This is a genomic window from Frankia nepalensis (assembly GCF_016786325.1).
Taxonomy (GTDB): Bacteria; Actinomycetota; Actinomycetes; order Frankiales; family Frankiaceae; genus Pseudofrankia; species Pseudofrankia nepalensis.
This window is the reverse complement of the sequence record NZ_JADWYU010000098.1, coordinates 138649-144648: the sequence shown is the minus strand read 5'-3', so window position 1 is coordinate 144648 and position 6000 is coordinate 138649. Positions and strand designations below refer to the sequence as shown.

Here is a 6000-nt window from a genome sequence, read left to right as displayed (position 1 = left end):
ATGCCGGCGGCCCAGACGGTGGTGGCGAGGGCGATCAGCGCGGAGCCGATGGTGATCCCGCTGTGGCCGATGGCGCTTAGGGTTCGTCGGCGGCGGGTGTGGGCGCCGAGTTCGGCGCCGACCATGCGGGCTACGGTCCCGGCGGCGTGGCCGCCGGCCTCGACGGCGCCCAGGGCCAGCGGTGTCGCGCGCAGCGTGCTGGCGAAGAAGGTGGGCAGGACGGCGGCGGTGCCTTCCTGGGTGGCGGTGGACAGAAAACTCGCCAGCCGGGATCTTCGCGCGCCCGGCGGAGGGCGCCATCTGTCGGCGCCGCGACGTTCCCAGAGGAATGGCAGGGTGGCGGGCAGCGGGTCGGGAATCGTCTGGGGAATGTCCGTGACAACCATGGCGACACCTCCTTGTTTGCGCCCAGCCGATTCTGAATGATGGGAATCGCGGTTAGGGGCGCCGAAGAGGTCGTCTTGCCGTCAAATCACATGCGCGACTCCGCAACCTCGCGACGGCCTTGTGCGCAACCGGCCAAGGCCGCCCCGGGGTGCCACAGGCCAAGGGCCAGCACACCGCTCTGCTGGGGCCTGGCCACAACCCCGGCTCCCAACCCGGCCCCACGACTGCCTCTCGGCACGCTGGCGTGGGTCGCCCCGATCGTCGGCCGCCGGACAGCGCCCCCATCCAGCCTCATAGCCGGCCGGCCCGCGCGCGTCACATCAGCAGCAGCGGCGACAGAGGGAGGAGGCGAGGAGTGGACACGGATGACGAACGGGCGTTCGAGGAATTCGTGGCCAGGGTGGCCAACCGGCTGCTCTCGAGCGCGATCCTGCTCACCGGCGGCGACCGGGCGGCGGCGGAGGACCTCGTCCAGGGTGGGTTCGAACGGGCCTACCTTCGCTGGGACAAGATCGACGAAGGGCGGCGCGAGGCCTATCTGCGCCGGGCCATCGTCAACGGCGCGACGAGCCGGTGGCGGCGGCTGCGCGCCCGGGTAGTCGAGGTCCCTCTGCAGGACCACGGTTCCTGGCCACATGACGTCGCCGCGGTGGGCGTCGACCTCGCCGACCGGATCACCCAACGCGAGAGCCTCATCCGGGCGCTGCGTGCCCTGTCACCCCGCCAGCGTGCCGTCGTCGTCCTCCGCTATGTCGAGGACCTGCCCGAGGCCGACGTCGCCGCGACCCTCGGCTGCTCCATCGGCTCGGTGCGCTCCCACGCCTCCCGCGGCCTGGCCCGGCTACGCGACAGCGAACACCTCGACGCGGTCGGCCCACGGACCGCCGCCGGACCGGACATCCTGACGGACCGCGACCACCACCAGCGCACACCGCGGCTGGTCACCACCAAGCCCGAGGGAGACCGGCTGTGACCCCCGACGACGCACACCTGCGGACCCGGCTGCGCGCCCTCGCCCATGACGAGCCCACGCCGGCCTTCGGCCCCGCCTTCCCCGACACCATCCGCGCCGGCGCCCGCCGCCGCCGCGCCCGCGGCCGGCTCGCCACGGCACTCGTCGTCGCCCTCGCCGGCGTCGCGATCCCCCTGAGCCTGCTCGCCGCGACGCGCACGGGCGAGCCTGACCAGGTGATCGCCGCGGGAGGCGCCGGGACGACACCGACAGCGGCCTCGAGGCCGGCGCAGCCGCCGGTGCCCTCTGAGGTGCCCGGAGCGACCGGACAGCCACCAATCAAGATCCAGCTGGTGGACGCCCCCCGCGTCGTCCCGCTGACCGAGAGCGAGAAGGCGACGCTGATCCGCCACTGCGATTGGAACCTGGATACGCCGGGTGATACCAACCGGGTCCTCGGCGTAATACATGACAAACAGGGTTACGCCGGAATAATCGTGTCCGAAACCGATATGACCTACTGCGATATCCCCACTGGTGAGGACGGCGGTCCCGCCTTCGACCGCGTCCAAGGCGGGGTCGGAGAAGGCGTCTCCCACTACAACGAGTTTCTGCTCCCCCCGGACGGTCCACTCACGTCGTTCAACTTCCTGGGCCCAGGCTGGACGTATGGCCGGTTCGGCGCCGGGCACGTGTCACCGGACGTGGCAATGGTGCTGGCCGTGTTCCCGACCGGCCAGAGTATCGTCGTCCCGATCCTCGATGACGGCGGTGTCCTCGCCCGGTTCAAGGTCGAAGGGGCCAACTTCCCGGCCTGGGACCAGCCCTTCGCGTTCTACACCTTCGACGGCGCGGGAAAGCTCCTCGGCCGTCTGGACGCCTGGAAGATTCCGAACCTTGGGCCCGCGCGCCCTACCGAGCAGCAACAGATCGAAATGAACCAGGCGTGCATTCAGGCGGCGGTCCAGGCTCCGAACCCGCCCGCGGGCGTGCCGGCCGACGCGGTGGCCACCATCCTGGGCTGGACTCTCCCCGGTGTGGCACCCGGTCGCGACGGGGTCGTCGTGACCGACGTCGGCGAGGTGAGGATCGCGTGTATCGGTCCGGTTGACGAGTCAGGCTGGCCGATCCCATCGAAGCTGACCTTCCGCGGCTCTCTGCCCCTCTGAGTCAATGGCCAGGGCAACTCGACGCCGAGCCTGGCGCTCCCATTTCCGCCCCACGGGGAGGCTCATACAGGAGCGCCGCCTCTGATCAACCCGAGCCGGCCGGCGACCGCGCTCGCCGGCCGGCTCCGCCGCCGCGGTGTTCAAGCGGCTCGACCGTTACACCGGTACGTGGGCCCCGATCGTCCAGCGCGGACGGCCGTAGGACTCGCCGCGGCCCGACGGGCTCCGGCGGCTCCTGACGCCGCGCTGGTCGCCTTCTCCGCACGTGTCAGACGAGCGGCCGTGAGTTCGTTGGATCTTGCTGGCTGAGCGTGACCGCCTTCGCGGCGGGCCCCGGAGCCTCCGCGAAAACCCGTTGGCGGACCCTGGCGACCACTGCTACCTTTCCGGAGGCCGTGCGAGAGAACGAGGAGGTGGTACCCGTGAACGTATCGACATGGGTGCTCCCCTCCGGGGTCACGGTCGGGCGATAGGTCGTCCGGGAGCGCCGTTCACGAGCACTCCCGAAAGGCACGGCCATGCGATTCACTTCCGAACAGCGCCTCGACGACGGTGTCCTCGAGCGCGAGTTCACCCTCGGCGAGATCCCCGGCATCCTGTGGACGCCCGGATCCGCGTCCGCGCCGGCCCCGCTGATCCTGGTCGGCCACCCCGGCGGACTGCGCAAGATGTACCCCCGACTGGTGGCGCGGGCCCGGCACTCCGTGGTGGAGGGCTTCGCCGCGGCCACCATCGAGCTTCCCGGGAGCGGTGACCGGCCCCGTTCCGCCGCCGCCGAGGAGGCCCGCGCCGACCTGCGCCGGGCGCTGGCGGCCGGCGAGCCGGTCGACGACGAGATCGTCGACCGGCTCGTCCTCCCGCTGGTCGAAAAGGCGGTCCCGGAATGGCGGGCCGCCCTGGACGCCCTCCTTTCGCTGCCCGAGATCGGTGGCCCGGTCGGGTACGCGGGCGGGGTGATCGCCATCGGCATCCGGCTGGCGGTGGTCGAGCCGCGCATCTCGGCCGCCCTTCTGTTCGCCGGGAGTTTCGTGCCCCGCACCCTGTTCGAGGAGGCCCGGCAGGTCACCATTCCGCTGCAGGTCCTGCTGCAGTGGGACGACGAAGGAAACGACCGGCAGCTGGCCCTGGACCTGTTCGACGCCTTCGGCTCCAGGGAGAAGACGCTGCACGCCAATATGGGCGGGCACACCGGCGTCCCGCGGTTCGAGGGGGACGACGGGAACCGGTTCTTCGCCCGGCACCTGAAGTGAGGCCGGGCCGTCAGGCCGGCAGCAGACGACAGGAGCTGTCGGCCAGGATGCCGCTCATCGAGGACGGGTCCCGGCCCTCCTCGATGGCGGTGGCCAGCAGGCCCTCCCCGCGTCGCCCTCGTGCTCGCGCGTCATGTGGAATGCGCATGGGTCTCGAGCAGCGTGGCGAGTTTCGTGCGGCCCGGGCCCGCGAGCCAGGTCTGGAAGCTCATCAAGCCTGGATGCAGCGCACGAGCGGCCGCGAGGTCCGCGCCGTACCCTCCATGATTGTTGAGGAAGTCCGCGACGTCCGCGACGTCCTCGTTCTGGCCGCGGACGATGTCGGACGGAACGTGCGCGTAGCGGATGTCGCGTCCGGTGGCGAGGCTGAGCGCCTGGGCGGTCTGTCCTGGGCGAAGCGCGTCACCGGCGATGGCGAGGGCCCGCCCCAGATAACGTGCCGGATCGGCGAAGGCGGAGGCGGCGAAGGCGCCGATGTCGTCGACGGCGATCAGCTGTTCGGGAACATCCGGCGCGAATGGGGTGGCCAGAGTCCCGGTTTGCACCCCGAACGCCGGATCCGCGTAGTTGTCCATGAACGAGACCGGCCGCAGGATTGTCGCCGGAATACCGATGCGGCCGATGTGCTCCTCGATCGCCCGCTTGCTCGCGAACGCGCGCCCACCCCCGCCGCGCTCGACGCCCGCGACCGAGGCGTGGACCAGGTGCCGCACCCGGGCTGCCGCCGCGGCGTCGGCCACGTTCCGGCCCCGCCTGACCTCGTCCTCGAACGGCACCGGAGGCGTGCCCAGCGCACCCCGCTGCACGCTGAACACCCCGTGGGCGTCCTCGACGGCGGCGTCCAGTGACCCACGGTCGTCCAGGTCGCCCACGACGACCTGGACACCGGCCGCCGCGAGCCGCCGCGCCGGCCCTCCCGCCGGGTCTCGGGTCAGCGCCCGGACCTGCCAGCCGTCCGCGAGGAGCCGCGCCGCCGCGGCACCTCCCTGGTTGCCGGTCGCACCCGTCACCAGGATGATCTTCCGAGCTTTGTTCGCTCTGTCGGCCTTGTCGCTCGTGTCCCGGGGCCCGTGCAGTGTCGGGCCTCGGCCCGTTGTCTCGTTGTCGCGCACGGCGCCAGACTGCCGGACCCGGGCCCGGCAGTCCGCTGGCCCGAATGCCAGTGAGCGCAGGTTTCGTGCCAACTTCTCTGGCATGATCGACAACATGGCCTTCCGTCGCGTCGCGGCCTATGCCCCACCGGGCGTCACCGCGCTCGGCCTCGGGATCGTCCACGCGACCTTCGGCTCGCGGCCGGGCATCGCCGGGTTCGACGTCGCTGTCTGCGCCCGGCGACCAGGTCCTCTCCCGACCGACCTCGGCCTGCCGGTCACGGTGAGGCACGACCTGCGCCCGCTGGCGACCGCCGACCTGATCATCGTGTTGCCGGCCGTCGACTATCTCACCGAGCCGTCGGACCCGGTTCTCCAGGCGCTACGCGCCGCCCACGGCCGCGGCGCGATCATCGCCGCCCACTGCGTCGGCGCCTTCACCCTGGCAATGGCCGGCCTGCTCGACGGCCGCACGGTGACGACGCACTGGCAGTTCGCCGCCGAACTCGCCGCCCGTCATCCCGAGGTGACCGTCGCTCCAGAAGCCCTCTACATCGACGAAGGCAGGATCGTCACGGGCGCCGGCGCCGCGGCCGGCCTGGACATGTGCCTGCACCTCATCCGCCGCGAGCACGGCGCCGGACTGGCGAACGAGATCGCGCGTGGCCTGGTGGTGCCACCGCACCGCGACGGTGGCCAGGCGCAGTACGTCAGCACCCCCGTGCCAGCGGACAGCGAGGACCAGCGCCTGGCCACCGTCATCGCTTGGGCTCGGGCGCACCTGGACCACCGGATCTCCGTCGACATGCTCGCCGCCAAGGCCCTGATGAGCCGCCGTTCCTTCCTCCGCCACTTCCGATCGGCCACCGGCACGTCACCGCACGCCTGGCTCCGGACCCAGCGCCTGTCCCTGGCCGAACAACTGCTGGAGACCACCGATCTGTCCATCGAGCAGATCGCGACCCGGGTCGGCTACCGCGGCGCGGCCGCCCTTCGCGAACAGTTCGTCCTTCAACGTGGCGTGTCACCGAGCGCATACCGCCGAACATTCAGCGGCTCCTGACCATCGCTGGGTCCGGCCGACGGTGGTGGCGGACGACCGGGGAAGGCCCGGCGGGCCTGCGGATCGGCCGGCATGTGCGTTACCGCCG

General features: G+C 71.5%; 6 protein-coding genes and 1 pseudogene. 4 read left to right on the top strand and 3 right to left on the bottom strand.

Annotation, left to right across the window (positions count from 1 at the left end; genetic code table 11):
• Positions 1-386, bottom strand: a pseudogene (locus I6A81_RS10175) (hypothetical protein); the annotation flags it as partial.
• A gap of 356 nt (positions 387-742) precedes the next feature.
• Here I6A81_RS10175 and I6A81_RS10170 point away from each other — a divergent pair.
• From I6A81_RS10170 to I6A81_RS10160, 3 genes are all read left to right on the top strand, one after another.
• Positions 743-1360 (top strand): SigE family RNA polymerase sigma factor, encoded by a 618-nt coding sequence (locus I6A81_RS10170; protein ID WP_203005027.1) that lies wholly within the window; start codon positions 743-745, stop codon positions 1358-1360.
• A 215-nt stretch (positions 1361-1575) separates the two neighbouring features.
• Positions 1576-2508, top strand: a complete 933-nt coding sequence (locus I6A81_RS10165; RefSeq protein ID WP_203005026.1) for a hypothetical protein — start codon at positions 1576-1578, stop codon at positions 2506-2508.
• Positions 2509-3026: 518 nt separating this feature from the next.
• On the top strand, positions 3027-3758 hold the full coding sequence (locus I6A81_RS10160; protein ID WP_203005025.1) for an alpha/beta hydrolase family protein: 732 nt from the start codon (positions 3027-3029) through the stop codon (positions 3756-3758).
• A 10-nt stretch (positions 3759-3768) separates the two neighbouring features.
• Here the strand turns inward: I6A81_RS10160 and I6A81_RS10155 are convergent, their stop codons facing one another.
• On the bottom strand, positions 3769-3906 hold the full coding sequence (locus I6A81_RS10155; RefSeq protein ID WP_203005024.1) for a hypothetical protein: 138 nt from the start codon (positions 3904-3906) through the stop codon (positions 3769-3771).
• Entirely contained in the window at positions 3890-4768 is an 879-nt protein-coding gene (locus I6A81_RS10150) for an NmrA family NAD(P)-binding protein (protein ID WP_307874566.1), read from the bottom strand. Before I6A81_RS10150 ends, I6A81_RS10155 begins: the two co-directional genes overlap by 17 nt.
• 184 nt (positions 4769-4952) lie before the next feature.
• Between I6A81_RS10150 and I6A81_RS10145 the strand changes: the two genes are divergently transcribed.
• On the top strand, positions 4953-5912 hold the full coding sequence (locus tag I6A81_RS10145) for a GlxA family transcriptional regulator (protein ID WP_238429740.1): 960 nt from the start codon (positions 4953-4955) through the stop codon (positions 5910-5912).
• Positions 5913-6000: the final 88 nt, after the last annotated feature.

Bases quoted from the DNA above. Each gene is read 5' to 3' on its own strand.
- I6A81_RS10160 (WP_203005025.1), top strand. From the start codon at position 3,027: ATGCGATTCACTTCCGAACAGCGCCTCGACGACGGTGTCCTCGAGCGC.
- I6A81_RS10155 (WP_203005024.1), bottom strand. From the start codon at position 3,906: ATGCGCATTCCACATGACGCGCGAGCACGAGGGCGACGCGGGGAGGGC.
- I6A81_RS10145 (WP_238429740.1), top strand. From the start codon at position 4,953: ATGATCGACAACATGGCCTTCCGTCGCGTCGCGGCCTATGCCCCACCG.